A 16992-nucleotide genomic window follows, 5' to 3' on the forward strand; every position below is an offset into this window, starting at 1 on the left:
GACAGTATATTGAATTACGATTTCAATGTCAACCACGTGATGCTGGAATAACCGGCTGTGATTCTATTGTACTCGGAACTTGAATAATGTTGCGGCAATGCTAGGATCCGATTCGATCGAATGCTCATGCCAGGATAAACCGAGAAATTACCTCCTCATGTCAGCTCAGTCATGATGCGGATTGCCGGGCTCCTTCATATCAGATTTCCATACCTGCTCATATACCTTTTTCAGGGGAATGCCATGAGTTTCAGCAATCTGCCTGCACTCCTCGAACTCCGGCGCCCACTGAACTGCTTGCCCGCCGTGCAATCCTTTTTTGACGGTCACGGGCCCCCATTCCGTCGGCACTTTCTCAAACGTCCGCTCCAAACGGTGCACGCTCAGCGGATAATAACGTATCCCCAACGTGGTCGTCTCGCGGAAAATGATCTCCTTCATCCGTTCGACCAAATCGTTTGGGCAAAGGAGCTGCAGCAGCGTTCCCGGCCTGTTTTTTTTCATATAAATCGGGGTATAGTACACGTCATTCGCTCCGCTTTCAAACAGCAGATCCATGACATATCCGAGCCACTCTCCAGGAATATCGTCAAAATTCACTTCCATCTTGATCATGTTTTCGTCGATATGCTCATGATTCGGAGGTCGTTTGGCGTTCATATGCATCCTCTCCTTCGAAGGAATATCAAAGCGGCGCTTGTGCTTCGGTCATTTAACGGGTTATTCGCCAATAATTACCCGCAGTACATTCGGATGCTCCGCAAAGGTTTTGGTGCCCGCCCCGTATCCGATCGCATTCACTTTCATGGAAGGAATCGGGCCGTACGCCTCGGCAAGCACGGATACAATCGCCGCCCCTGTCGGAGTCGTCAGTTCCCCGCGGATATCCGATTGCTCCAGCGGCGTTCCTCTGAGAATTTCGAGCGTGGCCGGGGCGGGGACAGGATATACGCCATGGTCGATTCGTATTTTCCCCTTGCCAACGGGGACCGGCGAGGATTGAACGGATTCAATGCCCAACTGGCGGAGCAGGATCGCAGCGCCTACGATATCGATAATGGAATCCACGGCACCGACCTCATGAAAATGAACGTCCTCCACAGGAACGCCATGAATTTTCCCTTCCGCTTCCGCGATTTTCTTAAATATTCGAAGGGCGAGCGCCTCAACGGGCTGTTCAAACCCGGCATGCTCAATGAGCCTGGCAATATCCTTGTAAGATCGGTGTTCATGATGATGGTGATGCGAATGTCCATGATCGTGACTATGACTATGGCTGTGGCTGTGATCATGCACATGCACATGTCCGTGCGTATGTTCGTCATGCGTGTGGTCATGGGCATGCTCATTTATATGTGCGTGGTCATGTTCATGGACATGGCTATACATACGTTCATGGTCATGGGCATGCGTATGTTCATGCCTGTGCTCTTGATGTAAGTGACTATGACTATGGCTTTGTTCCTGAGCATGTTCGTGCTCATGACTATGTTCATGATCATGCGCTTGATTGTGTTGATGTTCATGCGTGTGCGCGCCGCCATCTTTCAGCAGCACATCGAATTTGGTGGAAGTGATGCCGTTTTTGTTGACCTTTCCCCATTTCAATTCATATTCCTTATCCATCTGAAGCTTTTTCAGCTCTTCCCCAAGCTTGCCCGGATCCGCTCCCGCATCGATCAATGCGCCGATGAACATGTCTCCGCTGATGCCGGAAAAACAGTCAAGGTATAGTGTTTTCATGCCGGTTTCCCCCTTTATGTACAAGCTGATGTATCAGTGCCGCATTGTAGCCCCCGCCGAATCCGTTATCGATATTGACCACGCTGATTCCGGACGCGCAGGAATTCAGCATCGTCAATAACGCCGAAAGGCCGTTGAAGCTGGCCCCATATCCGATGCTCGTCGGAACGGCAATGACCGGATGGGAGACCAGTCCCCCGACGACGCTGGGCAGCGCGCCCTCCATGCCGGCCACCACCACGGAGACGGTCGCGTTTTGAATGTCTTCCGCATGGCTCAGCAGTCGGTGGATCCCCGCAACGCCGACGTCATAGATGCGCCGTACCGGGCATCCCAGCACTTCTGCGGTGACCGCGGCTTCCTCTGCGACGCTCAGATCGGACGTACCCGCAGCAATGACGGCAATATATCCTTGCGGAGCTTCTGCGTCACCTGCTTCCTTTTTCCAAAACAATATGCGCGCCGTTTCATCGTAAAGGTAATCAGGACACGCCTTCTGAACGGCCGCAGCCTTCTCCTTCGAAATTCTGGTGACCAGAACGCTCTGGTTTCGGGCCTGAAGCGACTGCGCAATCGAAATAATGTGATCGGCGGTTTTGCCTTCCCCATATACGATTTCGGGGAATCCTTGGCGTTTGCTCCGGTGATGATCCACTTTCGCAAACCCGAGATCCTCGAAGGTAGCCAGCTTTTCTTTGGCATCCGCCACACTCAGGGTCCCGTTTTGAACCTGCTCCAAAATGTGCTCCAGCACTTGCCCTCATCCCCTGTCAGCCTGTATTTAAAACAGTCCGGTGACCGCTTTCACTGTTTTTTCGTATTGTTCATACACATGCTTATACCGTTTGCGATTCTCCGGATTCGGCTTGACGGCCTCACCCATCGGGATATTCCGTTTGATTTCTTCGAACGAGCTTACTTTCCCTGTAGCTACCAGTGCCGTCCAAGCCGCGCCCCATGCGGCACTGTGATGATTCTCGGAAACATAGATATCCGCTCCGAACACGTCTGCCATCATTTGCAGCCAGACTATGGACCTGGACAAGCCCCGTTCACGTAGATTTTTTCCGGTTCGCCCGCGATGCTTTCCAGCGCTTTACCGATTTGATAAAGATTGAAGGTGATGCCTTCGAGCACGGCACGGACAAAATGCTCCTTCTGGTGCGTCATGGCAATGCCGTAAAAATTACCTTTCGCTCTCTGATTCCAGATCGGTGCCCGCTCGCCATTGAGATAAGGCAGGAAAAGAAGCCCCTCCGAGCCTGGCTCCACCTGCTCCGCCGCCTTCAGAAATTCCGTGAAGCTGCCCCGGTCCTGGAGCAGGTCCTTGAGCCACTGCAGGGCAATGCCGCCGTTGTTCGTCGGGCCCCCGATGATAGCCGTATCCTTGGTAAAGGAGTAGCAGAAGGTTTCCTGGGTTTCGCTGACCTTCATGTGGCTCGTTAATTGTCTGATGGCCCCGCTTGTGCCCACGGACACGGCGACTTCGCCCGGCAAAATCGCGCCGATCCCGAGGTTGGCCAGCTGCCCGTCCGCCGCTCCGATCACAAACGGGACATCGCCTTGGATTCCTGTTTGCGCCGCGATATCCGCGGCGAGACCATGCAAAACCGTCGTGGGAGGGACCAGCTCCGAGAGCTGCGCTTCCGTAATCCCCGTCATGTCCAGCAGCTCCCGGTCCCATGTCAGCGACGCCGGATTAAACAGACCCGTGGCCGATGCCATCGAATAATCGATCATCCGCTCGCCGAACCAGCTGTAGATCAGATACTCCTTGACCGACATGAAGTAAGCGGCGTTCCGGTAAGGCTCAAACCCTGTTTCCTTCATCCACAGCAGCTTCATGAACGGCGTCATCGGATGAATCGGCGTCCCCGTTCTGGCGTATATATCGCTTTTCGCTTGCGCGGTCATCCGATCCGCCTGTGCTGCACTTCTTCCATCGGCCCAGATCAGGGCCGGCGACAAAGGCTTCACCTGCTCATCTACGGCGACTAGCGAATGCATGGCCGCCGAGAATCCGAGCGCTATGAGCTCATCCTTGCCGATATCCGCTTTCCGGACCGCCTCCCGAACCGCCAGCACGGCTGATCTTTCGATGGCGGCCGGGTCCTGCTCGACCCAGCCCTGCTGCGGATAGTGAAAGGCGTTCATCTCCTCGGCCTCCGCGATCAGCTTGCCGTGAAGGTTAAATACGCATGCTTTCACGCTTGTCGTTCCGATATCCAGTCCCATGACAAGCTCTCTTGGCATTTTCATCTTCCTTTTCATTTTCGTGATGAGAATTTATCTTTAACTTTTAAAGGGATAGAACTTTATTCATGCTGCCGCTCTGGTATCCGACCAGATCCATCGTCACGTATTTGTATCCGTACTCCTGCAGCCTGCGGACGATCGCTTCATGATGGGCAAGCACGGTCTGCATATCCTTCGGCTCCACTTCGATGCGCGCCGTTTCCTGATGCGTGCGCACCCGGACCTGGCGAATCTGAAGGGATTTCAGATAGGCTTCCGCTTTTTCAACCTTGTTCAGCTTCTCTTTGGTGATATATTCGCCGTAAGCGATCCTGGAAGACAGGCAGGCAAAGGATGGCTTCTCCCAGGTAGGAAGGCCGAATGCCTTGGACAGCTCGCGGATCTCCTCTTTAAACAGCCCCGCCTCCAGCAGCGGACCGCGAATGCCGCGCTCTTTGGCCGCCTGCATGCCGGGGCGGAATTCATTCATGTCGTCGGCGATAACCCCGTAGACGATATTTTCGAACGAATGCTCGCTGAGCACAGGCGCCAAATGGTCAAACAGGCTGCTTTTGCAAAAGTAACAGCGGTTTTTCGTATTTTCCGCGTATCCCGGGATGGCAAGCTCGGAGGTTTCGATCACCTGATGCCTGGCGCCAATCAACGCTGCGAGCTCCTTCGCCTCTTCCAGCTCCGTGGTGGGATACGTTTCCGAATCCGCGGTGACCGCAAGCACGTGGTCCGTTCCCAGCGTAACGACGGCAGCCTTCAGCAAAAAGGTGCTGTCCACCCCTCCCGAAAACGCCACGACAACCGTGTTCATTTCTCGAAGGATGGACTGTAATTTTTCGTATTTTTCGGCTAGCACGGTGTTTCCCTCCTTCCGCTTCCGCGTTAAATCGTCATGCTTCCGAATCCGCCGTCCACGCGCAGCAGCGTGCCTGTAACGAAGCTTGAAGCCTGGTCCGAAGCGAGGAAAACAGCGGCGCCCTTCAGCTCCTCCGGCGTACCGAAGCGGTTCATCGGGGTATGCTTCATAATGGACTCGATCCGGTCCGGACTCAGTATTTTACGATTTTGTTCCGCCGGGAAGAACCCCGGAATGATAGCGTTCACACGAATGCCTTCAGACGCGAACTCCCGCGCCAAAAACTGCGTCACGCTGTTCAGTCCCGCTTTGGAGACGGAGTACGTGAACACTTTGGACAGCGGCGTGGTGGAAGATACCGAAGAAATATTGATGATGCTTCCGTTTCGTTTTTGCTCGATCATGCGCCCCGCAAAGATTTGGCAGGTGATGACGATGCCCTTCAGGTTCACGTCCATGATGTCATCCCATTCCTCCATGCCGAGCTCGAAAAAAGGAGTGGAGCTATTTTTGCCCGGCGCGTTCAACAGAATATCCCATCCCCCGGACTAGGCCTCGATTTCCGAGGCGACCTGAACCAGCGAATCCCTGGAGCTTACATCCGCCTGAAAAGCTTTTGCCTCGCCGCCGCTGCTTTGAATGGCCTTCACTACGTCCTGGGCCTTCTCAAGATTGCGTCCCACGATGGCCACTCTGGCCCCATGCTCGGCAAAGCCCATGGCGATGGATGATCCCAGTACGCTGTTCCCTCCGATCGCAACCGCCGTTTTTCCCGTCAAATCAAATAGATTCGCCATCGTTTACTCTCCTTTGTGTGGTATCAAGTTCCCTTGTTCATTAAAGGTAAAATCATAAGGCTCGGAGCACAGCTCCATCTGGGGATGACCCTTTACGTATTCGAATAATGCCTCTGACACTTCGATTTCGCTGAGTACCAGCGTATTTTGGATGCGTACTACCTTGGCCTTGTTAAAATCGAGCACGTTGCTCGTTTTGATCGCCGCCTGAATCGCTTCGCGGTCGTTCGGCAGCGTGGTGGCGATCTTCGTCGGCGCGACGACGGTCGATGTTAAGCCGTTGGCGTACGTCACTTCCCGGTCCATTTTGTCCACCAGCCGCTGTGTCGTAAAATCCGCCGTCCCTACGCCGTTCGCATTGCCTTCGGTTTGCGGAGTCAAATCGAGGACCACCATTTTATTGACGTCCGGACCTCCATGCGCATAGGGCGTCGGATAGCGGCCTGTAATATTCGGGTCCATGCCGTCACCGCTAATATTTTTACCGATCTGATCGATGACGAGCACTTCGAGCTGGTCGAAAAACAGCTTCGGCAGCAGCTCCTTTGCTTTCATCTGCAGCTCCGGTTCTTTCTCGATGATCTCATCCGGCGTGAGCACTTCGACCACAGCGATTTTGTCAAAAGCGTTCTCCACAGTGGCGACGCCGAACAGCACAGGCTTCTGCTCCATGATCATCTTGGCCATCGCGGGGACATTTTCAGCCATATACTTAAAGCCCAGCTGATGGCACGCCTCCGCCCCTTTTTGTTTGCCGAGGCCGATGCTGATCATCTTCATGATGCCGCTTTCCACCGGTCCCCGAAAAGCCGTATGCGGCTTCACGCGGTTAATGACGACGATGCCGTCCGCTTCCGAAGCGTATTTGTCCAAGTAAACCGGAAGTCCGTTCGGGAGCTCGCCCAGCTTTACGACTTCCATCGAGGAACGAATCTCGCAGCCGGCGCTTTCTTCCGTAACGCCAAGATGCGCCAGAACTTCACGCTGCCCTTCCGCCGTAGCGCCGCCGTGGCTTCCCATGCTGGGAACGATGAACGGCTCCGCTCCCGCATCCTTCAAAGCCTTCACGGTCACGGCCGTGAGCTCCACGATCCGGTCCAGTCCCCTGCTGCCGACCGCAATCGCGATCTTCATGCCGGGCTTGATCTTTTGCCGAATCCGTTCCTGCCGCAGCTTTGCCGAAAGCGCGCTCCCCAGATCATCAATCTGTCGATCGTCAAAATTCACTTTCACTTTGGCCATCTTCGGAATCGGAATATCTTTTAACAGCTCCTGCAGAATGCCCATGACTCATTCTCCCTTCCTTAAGGCCGATCCAGAAAAAATTTCTCGGCATTACCGTAGCCGATATTTCGAACCATCCGCTCCAGAGATTTCATGTCGTCCGGTACGAGACCTTGTTCCGCCCATTCCCCGAGAAGATTGCACAGGATACGGCGGAAATACTCATGACGGGCATAGGACAGGAAGCTGCGCGAGTCCGTCAGCATTCCGATAAAATGACTCAGCAAACCGACGTTTGCCAGATCCTTCATCTGCTTCTCCATGCCATCGATATGGTCGTTGAACCACCAGCCCGAGCCGAATTGGATTTTCCCTGGAATGCCTTCCTCGTAATAATTCCCCATCATACCGGCGAGAACGGCATTGTCCTTTGGATTCAAGTTGAACAGCACGGTTCTGGGCAGCGCTTCCTCCTGATCCAGCGCATCCAGGAAACGGGCAAGCCCCGGCGCGAAATTCGTTTCACCAACAGAATCAAAGCCGGTATCCGGGCCGATCCGCTCCTTCATTTTCGTATTGGTATTGCGAAGCGCGCCCATATGCAGCTGCATGACCCACCCTTTGCCTGCGTACATCTTGCCAAGCTCTTTGAGCATAAATGACCGGTAGGCCGCAATTTCGGCGTCCGTGAGTTGATGGCCCTCCATGCGTATGTTGAAAATCTCCGCGACCTCTTCCTGGGAAGCAAGAACGTAATCAAGCTGCGGAATGTCATGATCGGAAGCACGGCCGCCATGCTCGGCAAAATAATCTACCCGGCTTTGCAGCGCCTTCAAAAAAGCATCCAGGGAACGGATGGCCTGACCGCTGACCTCCTCCAATTTCCCGATCCATTCGGCGTACGTAGGCCGTTCAATGAACAGAGCGCCGTCCGGACGGAACGTCGGGGCAATGATGGCTTTAAAGGATTCATCGCGTTCCAGCTTCTGATGGTATTCGAGGTTGGATAACGGATCGTCCGTTGTGCCGATGAACGCTACCCGGGCTCTTTCGATCAGCGATCTCGGCAAAAATTCAGGTTCCTGCAGCTTCCGGTTGCACGCCTCCCAAATTTCGCCCGCCGTGTCCGGACTCAGGATCTTTTCGATGCCAAATACGTTTTTCAGCTCCAAATGCGTCCAGTGATACAGCGGATTGCCGATCAGATAGGGCATCGTTTTGGCCCAAGCCCGGAACTTATCCCGGTCATCCGCATCCCCTGTGATATAACGCTCGCCAATACCATGCATGCGCATCACGCGCCACTTATAATGGTCCCCGCCCAGCCACAGCTGCGTAATGTTCCGGTAAGGCTGGTTCTCCCACACCTCTTTGGGATCCAGGTGGCAGTGGAAATCGAAGATTGGCAGCTCCGCCGCCACATTCTCATACAATCGGACGGCCGTATCGGTGTTTAACAGAAAGTGCTCATCCATGAAGCGTTTCATCATCCATACTCTCCTCTCACAAGAGCCGATTTGAAATTGTAACCCTTTACAATTATTAATTTGTTTAATAAACTAACTAATTATAAGGGTAACTTACCAACTGCCAACGCATTTGTCAATCGACAATATGGAGCCGCTCCAAGGCTCTTTTTACCCGCGTTAAAATGATATAATATCGGAATACTATATTCGATTCGTTTGCTATTAGGAGGATATGAATGATTACGGGTGACGCCTCATATATCAAAAAAATCAACCGGGCGCTGATTATTCGCGAGATTCTGAAGGAAGGTATGATCTCCAGAGCAGACCTCTCGAAAATAACGGCTCTTACGAAAGCAACCATTTCGGCCCAAGCGGCCGATTTGCTGGAGGAGGAGCTGATCGTTGAAACCCAGCTTGAGCACAGCGCCGTGGGACGCAAGCCCATCATGCTTTCCTTGAATGCCGAGGCCGGTTATGCCCTCGGGATCGATCTGGATTTTGGACAAGTATCGTTTATGCTCTCCAATCTGTCAGGCGTCCCGGTATTCACGGAAACGATTCCTCTGGACACGGAAGACTATACGGAAATTTTGCAGCTGCTGATTCAATATATAACGACCTGCCAAGCAAAATATTCGGACAGCCGTTACGGCATCATCGGCATCGTCATTGCCATTCACGGTCTGGTGACGACGGACGAGACCATCCAATACGTTCCCCGCTTCCAATGGGCGAGCGTCGATTTAAAGGCTGATCTGGAGAAGGCTGTCGGCACCCGCATCCATCTGGAAAACAACGCGAATCTCAGCGCTTTTGCCGAGCGGGCGTTCATTCATCATCAGACCGATAATCTGCTGTGCGTAACCCTGTACTCCGGGATCGGTCTGGGCATGATGACGGACAATAAATTTTTCCGCGGCCATGACGGCTTCGCCGGTGAAATCGGCCATATGATCGTTGTCCCAAGCGGCATCCCCTGCGCCTGCGGCAATCAAGGCTGCTGGGAAAAGTATGCTTCCGAGACGAGCGTATTCGAACAATTATCCGAGCGTAAGCAAGTCGAGCCGGTCACCTATGAACATGTAAGGGATTGGCTGGAGGAGCAAGACGCAGATACGCAGGAAACGATGGAGCAATTCATCTATTACCTGGCGATCGGATTAAATAATATGATCAATATGTATAATCCCGACGTGGTCGTGATCGAGAGCGAGCTGCTGCGGCTCTATCCGGCATCGCTGCCCAAAATCCACAGCCACCTTCACTCCAAAATCAGCCATTACCGTGAGCTGACGCTGTCCGGCATGGGACACAGCTCCTGTGTGATGGGAGCCTGCGCGCTGGCCATATCCCGCTTCCTCGATGTGCCGGTGCTGAATTTGCCGTATGGGGACGAAGCGTGATTCGCTGCACAGCCTCGATTATATGTCTGGAAATAAAAGTGCTATAATGAGAGGGTTCAAGATGTCATTTCAGTCCACAACGAGGAAGGAGAAGCATTCATGAATACAACGCAGCTCAATCGAATCCGTACGGGAAAAGGTTTCATCGCAGCTTTGGACCAAAGCGGCGGCAGTACGCCTAAAGCTCTGCTGCAATATGGCGTTCAAGAGGACAGCTACTCGAATGAAGAAGAAATGTATGCCATGGTACATGAGATGAGAACGCGCATTATCAAAAGCCCGGCGTTTAGCTCCGAGCACATTTTGGGTGCGATTCTGTTCGAAAACACCATGGACCGTACCATTGACGGGCAATTCACCGCCGATTACCTGTGGGAACAGAAAGGCATTGTGCCTTTTCTCAAGGTGGATAAGGGTCTCGCCGAACTGGAAGACGGCGTTCAGCTCATGAAGCCCATGCCGGATCTGGACGATCTGCTGAAGCGCGCGAACGAAAGACATATTTTCGGTACGAAAATGCGCTCGGTCATTCAAGAAGCCCATCCCGCCGGCATCCAAAAAGTCGTGGAGCAGCAGTTTGCCGTCGGCAAACAAATTGCCGCGATGGGTCTGGTACCGATTATCGAGCCTGAGGTCGATATCCACAGCGCGGATAAGGAAGCTTCGGAGAAACTGCTTAAGGAAGCCATTTCCGCCCAACTATCGGCTCTGGATCCCGATGTGAAAATCATGCTGAAGCTCTCCATCCCGACTGTCAACGACTTCTACAGCGATCTTATGGAAGATCCGCATGTCGTGCGTATCGTGGCGTTATCGGGCGGCTATTCGCAAGCGGAAGCGAATGACAAGCTCGCGCACAACCATGGACTCATTGCCAGCTTCTCCCGTGCCTTGTCGCAGGGACTGACTGCCGCTCAAACCGACGAAGAATTCAATGCCATGCTCTCGGAATCCGTCCAAGCGATCTATGAGGCATCGATACTATAACCATTGCAGGATGATAACTCTATCAACATATAAGCAGCCTGTCATGCTTCATTCAAGCAGGACTCTCATTGATCTGAACCCTAATATCGTACGCTTCTAAAATGAAGAAACCCTGACCTTGAATACGGCAGGGTTTCTTTGACATACGGACTCGGATTTGTTGTTATGAGCGTAAGAGGTCATGTAGAAGAGGATATTTCATGCTCAAAGGCAGCAACTGTACTTCACATCGCTTCCTTAGCTCACGGTGATGATTACGGATCCTACCTTATGCCCTTCATCCACATACCTGTGCGCTTCCGGGATATCCTCCAACCGGTAGCGCCGATCGATGACCGGCTTAAATCGACCTTCCTCCATCAGCGTTTTCAGCAGCTTCAAATCATCTCTGCGTACTTTTGCTACTTCCAGGCCCTCCACCGTAACGAATGTTCCGTTTGGCGCCAGCGCCTTGCTGCACTTGGATTTTGAAATTTTACCGACGGCATCAAAAATGATATCGTACTGCTCTCCGCTTTTCGTAAAATCCTCTTTGGTGTAATCCGTCACCCGGTCGGCCCCCAGTGATCGGATCAAATCCACATTTTTAGGCCCGCAAACTCCGGTCACTTCAGTCCCGTAGTACTTGGCAAGCTGAACCGCGGCAGTCCCTACCGCTCCGGAAGCTCCGTAAATGAGCACCTTTTGCCCCTTTCCAATGCCAGCCTTCCGGAAAAAATGCAGCGCCGTTGTACTCCCGAAAGAAAGGGCCGCGCCATCCTCGTAGGACACACCATCCGGCAGCAAGAGCGTAAATCCGTTTTCGGGCAAGCTGACATATTCGGTGTACGTTCCACCAGAATTCATTCCCATGAATGCAAACACCCGATCACCTGCCTTAAATCCCTTTACGTCTTTTCCAGTCGCCTCGATTTCCCCAGCCAGCTCCACCCCAAGTATGGGCTGCTTCGGCCTCCGGAAACCTAGGATGAACCGCATCGGAATCTGGAGTAAAAGAGGTGCTCTCAAACCTCTGATTCTGCAATCCCCCGAATTTACCGTCGTTGCCGCTATTTTCACGAGAACTTCATGATCTCGGGGAACAGGCTTAGCGATCTCTTTCAGCTTCAGCACATCCGGTGCCCCATATTTCGTGCATACGATTGCTTTCATGGGCTTCCTCCACAACTCATTTTGTAATGAGTATAACTGGAGCGAGGGATGAACTTGAAGATACTAAAGTATGGTTTTCTCTATTCAAGTCCTAGCTTGGCGGTCCAAAGAAGCTTACAGCAGCCCCAGCTTACGGGCATGGGCGACGGCTTCGGTCCGCCGCTTGACCTGCAGCTTGTCGAATATATTGCGGTTATGTCCCTTCACCGTACTCAGCGCAAGGTAAAGCCGTTCACTGATGTCCTGGTTGGAAAGCCCTTGGGCGATCAACCGCAAAATTTCAAACTCCCGGTCGCTCAAGGGTTCAATGAGCGTGTCCGAAAGACGCCCAGCCGAGTGCTCACGACAGCCTTGTTCTTCATCATTCGCGTCTTGGCTGACAAAGGCTTTCAGCAGCCGGTTTAGATACTCCGGCATAAGTCCTTGGGCGGCTGCGTCCCGAAGCAGCCTTTCCATCGGGTTGCCCCCATCGAGGAAGGTTCTGATAAAGCCGCCAGGGCAGGCAACCGCAAGCACATCGGATAGCAACTTCCGCGCTTTATCCTTTTCGCCGTCGGCGTACAGCGCAGCGGATTGTAAAACCATTATTCGGACCCGCTCATCTTCCCAGCCTCGCTCTTCCGCTTGGCCCCGCAACGAATTCAAGATTGCTATAGCCGCAGACGTTTCCCCTTTTTTCAAAAGGACCCGTGCTTGAATGATCCCCAAACCGTGGTTTTGCGCCAGTTCCGCAGCTGCTGCCAGATTCCCCTGGCGTAGGAGCGCAAGCGCTTGAATTTCAGCAATACCGGGAATTTGGTTCAGAAAGTGCTGCTGACGGGCGGAATGCTCGGTCTCAGACAGCAGAAGACTTGCGGTACCGAAGTCTCCCTGCACCAGTTTCAACCTGGCAAGAAACACCTCTGCCGCGACGGCACGGTCCAAATGTTCAAACTGCCGTGCCAGCTCACCGCGAACTGAGCATGGTGCTCTGCGGCCATCAAGTCATTCCATTCGTAGTTGATCCAGGCCAGACCCAAGTGTGCGTCGCAAGCTGCCGGCAGCGGCGGATCTCCCGCCAAATCCAGCACGCCACGATAGGTATCAGCCGCCGCAGCTAGCCGATTGGCTGCCCGCTGCATGTTTCCCTGCCCAAGCATGGCCATGATGGTAATCATAAGATGTCCAATTTTCCGGCTCTCCGATAAGGCATCCGCGTAAGCTTTGCCGGCCGCAGCTCGATCTCCCTGCAATTCATACGCATATCCCAGCGCCCATGTCGTCGCGGTACGGACAGGAAGGTTATCCGGATACAGGTATTCCAGTGCACGGAGGGATTCGGCCATGATCGTGTCCGCCTCATGCCTGCTGACCGCAAGGGTCGCGCGGATGGAGGCGATATGCCCGATGAGATCCCGGGCCTTGTCGTCCTGCCTTGATGATTGAAGCGCTTTTTCGGCAGCTTGCAGCCGGGGTTCGACGCCGCTGATTCGCCCCACCATCAGAAGTGCCGAAGCATGCATGACGCCAAGCGAGGGCCGGGCGTCCACTTCCTCCCCGGGCAAGGAATCCAGCCATTGCACGATCGGAAGGACGGCACCGCGGAAAAGCAGGGGCATCCCGTTCCCCTCCAGTAAACGACCGGCCCGGTCCAGATCATGCGCAGCGGCAGCGTGGCGGAACGCCTCCAAATCAAGTCCTTGGTCTTCAAGCCATTCACTTGCGCGTACATGTAATTCGGCGATCCCCTCATGCCCGTCCCTGGAGCCGCTCATGCTTTGACGTAAGCGCTGCTGCAGCAATTCAGCAAACAGATGATGATATCGGTACCACTGCCGGTCATGATCCAGAGGAACGATGAACAAATGGGCTCGTTCGAGAGCCTCCAGCATTTCCTGCCCCGAGGGGGCGGATTCCGCTGTCATTCGATCCTTATGCCTATTGAAAAGGGCATCGCACAGCGGACCGCACAACCGGTCAACAATAGATGTGCGCAGCAGAAACGCCTGTATGTCCGCAGGCTGCTGCCGTAATACTTCATCGACCAAATAATCCAGAACATAGCGGTGGCTGCCATGAAAGGATGGAACGAAGCTCGAAGCATCCTCTTGCCCCTGCATGGACAGCGCGGCCAACTGCAAGCCGGCAATCCAGCCTTCCGTTTGAAAATGAAGCACGGATATATCTTCTTCCGAAAGGCGGAGGCCCATGACCTCGCGCAAAAATTCGGATGCTTCGGAAGAAGTGAACCGTAAATCGGCAATTCTCGTCTCCGTGATTTGATCACGGACCCGCAGCCGGGCAATGGGCAGTTCCGGCTCCTCGCGGGACGCGATAACCAGATGCATCTGCGGCGGCATATGCTTCAGCAGAAGAGCTACGGCTTCGCGAATCAGCCTGGATTCGATCACGTGGTAATCATCAAGAACAAGAACGAAGGGGTCTCGGATCGTGCAGATCTCATTGATGATAAAGGTCATCATAGGCTCAGGTTGAAACGGCTGCAGAGCCGAAAGTCTCCCCGGCATCCGGGCGCCCCAATCGGCTCCGACATTCTCCAGAGCAGCGCAAAGATATGTCATGAAACGCTCCGGGTCGTTATCCCCTGCGTCCAGCGACAACCAGGCGGCCGGTCGGGGGCAGCCGGTAAGCCACTCGCTGACAAGCGTCGTTTTTCCGCAGCCCGCAGATGCGGCAACGAGCGTGAGCTTGCGGTGCAGCCCCTCGTTCAGTCGAGCGATCAAGCGGGAGCGCTGCACGATTTTGGCCCGCAGAGGAGGAATCGTTAGTTTGGTGTACAATAGGGACTCCGTCATGGGTACCACCATTTCTGCGCCGGTCTCGGCAGCGGTATAATATGTACAAGTATGTTCGACGGCTTAAGGAAATTCTCCTGTCGATTCGCCTGCTACCCGCTGCCGGGAGGCAGACGAAAAAGAGCGCCCAGACCTGTAAAGTCTGAACGCCCCAAGCTTAGAATCGGTTATTCGCCGGATTCCATCCATTGAAAATGGAAGGTGCCTTCCTTGTCCACGCGCTGAAACGTATGCGCGCCGAAATAATCGCGCTGTGCCTGCAGCAGGTTGGCCGGCAGCCGCTCCGTGCGGTAGCTGTCGTAGTATGCCAGGGCCGACGCAAACGCCGGTACCGGAATGCCGCGCTGAATAGCGATCGATACGACGTTTCTCCACGCTTCCTGATGGTTCCCCAGTACCCAGCCGAAATAATCGTCGAGCAGCAGGTTGGACAGCTCCGGATTTTTGTCGTAGGCTTCCTTGATTTTTTCGAGGAAACGAGCCCGAATGATGCAGCCGCCCCTGAAAATCATCGCGATGCCGCCGAAATTCAGATTCCAGCCGTACGCCTCGGAAGCGGCTTTGAGCTGGGCGAAGCCTTGCGCGTACGAAGCGATTTTGCTCGCATACAGCGCTTTGCGCACCGCTTCGACGAATGCCTTCGCATCCCCCTCGAACGGCTCTGCTTGCGGTCCGCTGAGGACCCGGCTAGCGTGCACGCGCTCTTCTTTCATTGCGGACAAGAAGCGGGCAAATACCGATTCCGTCACGATGGACAGCGGCACGCCGAGATCCAGCGAGCTTTGGCTCGTCCATTTTCCCGTTCCCTTCTGCCCTGCGGCATCCAGGATCACATCAACCATCGGGCGTCCGGTTTCCGGGTCCTTCTTGGAGAAAATATCGGCCGTGATTTCGATCAGGTAGCTGTCAAGCTCGCCCCGGTTCCATTCCGTAAAAATGTCATGAAGCTCCTCTGCTCCAAGATTCAGTACATCCTTGAGCAGATGGTAAGCTTCCCCGATCAGCTGCATATCGCCGTATTCAATGCCGTTATGCACCATTTTGACGTAGTGGCCGGAACCGCCTTCCCCGATGTACGTCGAGCAAGGATCGCCGTTGACTTTGGCGGAAATCGCCGTAAGAATCGGTTCGACAAGCTCATAAGCATCTCTTTGTCCGCCCGGCATGATGGCAGGTCCTTTGAGCGCGCCTTCCTCGCCGCCGGATACGCCCGCACCGATAAAGCGAATACCTTTGGCCTGAAGCTCCTTGTATCTGCGCTCGGTGTCAGGGAAATAGGCGTTTCCGCCATCAATCAGGATATCCCCCTCCTGCAGATGGGGTACCAGCTGCTCAATCAGCGCATCGGTCGGCTCACCGGCTTTGACCATCATCATGATTTTACGCGGCGATTCAAGAGATTGTACAAATTCATCGATGCTGTACGTGCCGACCACGTTTTTGCCTTCGGCCTCGGCCACAAGCTCTCTCGTTTTTTCGGGTGAACGGTTATATAAAGCGACGGAGAAGCCCTTGCTTTCCATGTTTAGCGCCAGGTTCTTCCCCATGACCGCGAGTCCGGCCACGCCGATTTGTTGTCTGCTCATTGCTCTTCTTCTCCTCCCGGATTCCTATGCTGATTACTTGATGCTCTTTTGCCAGTCGGCCGCGAACTTCTCCAGTCCTTGGTCGGTCAGCGGATGTTTGGCCAGCTGGGCAATGACGGAGAAAGGTACCGTCGCAATATGGGCCCCTGCCATCGCTACGCGTGTTACATGGTCCGGATGGCGGACGGATGCGGCGATGATTTGCGTATCCAGCCCGTGCGTGCGGAACAGCTGCGCAATTTTGTCCACCAGCAGCACTCCGTCTTCGGAAATGTCATCCAGCCGTCCGAGGAAAGGCGAAACATAGGTTGCGCCGGCGCGGGCTGCGAGCAGCGCCTGATTAACGGTGAAAATTAACGTGACGTTGGTTTTGACGCCTTTGCGGGACAAGTAACGGCATGCTTCCAGTCCTGCCAGGGTCATCGGCAGCTTGATCGTGATTTTATCGTCATGGTTGTTGATTTTGATGAGCTCATTGGCCTGCGCGATCATTTCTTCCGCGGTTTCGGCATCCGGTGTCACTTCTGCGGAAACCGACTCGACCTCCGGCACGAGCTGCAAAATTTCGGCAATGCGGTCCTCGAATTTTACGCCCTCTTTGGCGACAAGGGACGGATTCGTGGTAACGCCCGACAGCACACCGATTTTATAAGCGGACTCAATATCCTTTACGTTAGCGGTATCAATAAAAAACTTCATTGATCATAACCTCCCGAAAGTATGATTTTGG

At 53.9% G+C, this 16992-nt stretch carries 10 protein-coding genes and 5 pseudogenes; 2 read left to right on the forward strand and 13 right to left on the reverse strand.

The window, feature by feature from the left end:
• Positions 1-165 precede the first annotated feature (165 nt).
• The 8 genes and pseudogenes from larC (PCH05_RS28075) to uxaC all read right to left on the reverse strand — a co-directional run bounded on the left by larC (PCH05_RS28075) (position 166) and on the right by uxaC (position 8354).
• Positions 166-1389, reverse strand: a pseudogene (gene larC / locus PCH05_RS28075) (nickel pincer cofactor biosynthesis protein LarC).
• Between the two features lie 111 nt (positions 1390-1500).
• Positions 1501-1743: pseudogene (gene larC, locus PCH05_RS28210) on the reverse strand (nickel insertion protein); the annotation flags it as partial.
• Positions 1724-2497 carry a nickel pincer cofactor biosynthesis protein LarB gene (larB, locus tag PCH05_RS02050; RefSeq protein WP_127600159.1) on the reverse strand — a complete coding sequence of 258 codons (774 nt, stop codon included), beginning with the start codon at positions 2495-2497 and terminating at the stop codon, positions 1724-1726. The pseudogene larC (PCH05_RS28210) and the gene larB, both read right to left, overlap by 20 nt.
• Positions 2498-2524: 27 nt before the next feature.
• Positions 2525-4014: pseudogene (locus PCH05_RS02055) on the reverse strand (gluconokinase).
• A 28-nt stretch (positions 4015-4042) separates the two neighbouring features.
• On the reverse strand, positions 4043-4846 hold the full coding sequence (gene larE, locus PCH05_RS02060) for an ATP-dependent sacrificial sulfur transferase LarE (RefSeq protein WP_127600161.1): 804 nt from the start codon (positions 4844-4846) through the stop codon (positions 4043-4045).
• Between the two features lie 26 nt (positions 4847-4872).
• A pseudogene (locus PCH05_RS02065) lies at positions 4873-5643 on the reverse strand (SDR family oxidoreductase).
• Positions 5644-5646: 3 nt separating this feature from the next.
• Positions 5647-6930: a nickel pincer cofactor-dependent isomerase, group 22 gene (locus tag PCH05_RS02070; protein ID WP_127600163.1), complete on the reverse strand. Its 1284-nt coding sequence runs from the start codon at positions 6928-6930 to the stop codon at positions 5647-5649.
• Between the two features lie 17 nt (positions 6931-6947).
• Positions 6948-8354 (reverse strand): glucuronate isomerase, encoded by a 1407-nt coding sequence (gene uxaC, locus PCH05_RS02075; protein WP_127600165.1) that lies wholly within the window; start codon positions 8352-8354, stop codon positions 6948-6950.
• Positions 8355-8572: 218 nt separating this feature from the next.
• Here uxaC and PCH05_RS02080 point away from each other — a divergent pair, with 218 nt between their 5' ends.
• Positions 8573-9742: an ROK family transcriptional regulator gene (locus tag PCH05_RS02080; RefSeq protein WP_127600167.1), complete on the forward strand. Its 1170-nt coding sequence runs from the start codon at positions 8573-8575 to the stop codon at positions 9740-9742.
• Positions 9743-9841: 99 nt separating this feature from the next.
• Positions 9842-10729 (forward strand): fructose bisphosphate aldolase, encoded by an 888-nt coding sequence (locus PCH05_RS02085; protein ID WP_127600170.1) that lies wholly within the window; start codon positions 9842-9844, stop codon positions 10727-10729.
• 237 nt (positions 10730-10966) lie between these two features.
• Here the strand turns inward: PCH05_RS02085 and PCH05_RS02090 are convergent, their stop codons facing one another.
• The 5 genes and pseudogenes from PCH05_RS02090 to fsa all read right to left on the reverse strand — a co-directional run bounded on the left by PCH05_RS02090 (position 10967) and on the right by fsa (position 16961).
• The gene (locus PCH05_RS02090; protein WP_127600172.1) at positions 10967-11881 is read right to left on the reverse strand and encodes an NAD(P)-dependent alcohol dehydrogenase; all 915 of its coding nucleotides are present in this window, start codon (positions 11879-11881) and stop codon (positions 10967-10969) included.
• 114 nt (positions 11882-11995) lie between these two features.
• The gene (locus PCH05_RS28080; protein WP_371860504.1) at positions 11996-12337 is read right to left on the reverse strand and encodes a response regulator transcription factor; all 342 of its coding nucleotides are present in this window, start codon (positions 12335-12337) and stop codon (positions 11996-11998) included.
• A 30-nt stretch (positions 12338-12367) separates the two neighbouring features.
• Positions 12368-14688, reverse strand: a pseudogene (locus PCH05_RS02095) (winged helix-turn-helix domain-containing protein); the annotation flags it as partial.
• A 155-nt stretch (positions 14689-14843) separates the two neighbouring features.
• Positions 14844-16262 carry an NADP-dependent phosphogluconate dehydrogenase gene (gene gnd, locus PCH05_RS02100; protein WP_127600175.1) on the reverse strand — a complete coding sequence of 473 codons (1419 nt, stop codon included), beginning with the start codon at positions 16260-16262 and terminating at the stop codon, positions 14844-14846.
• Positions 16263-16295: 33 nt separating this feature from the next.
• The gene (gene fsa / locus PCH05_RS02105) at positions 16296-16961 is read right to left on the reverse strand and encodes a fructose-6-phosphate aldolase (RefSeq protein ID WP_127600177.1); all 666 of its coding nucleotides are present in this window, start codon (positions 16959-16961) and stop codon (positions 16296-16298) included.
• Positions 16962-16992 lie beyond the last annotated feature (31 nt).

It is taken from the genome of Paenibacillus chibensis (genome assembly GCF_004001045.1).
Taxonomy (GTDB): domain Bacteria; phylum Bacillota; class Bacilli; order Paenibacillales; family Paenibacillaceae; genus Paenibacillus_AQ; species Paenibacillus_AQ chibensis.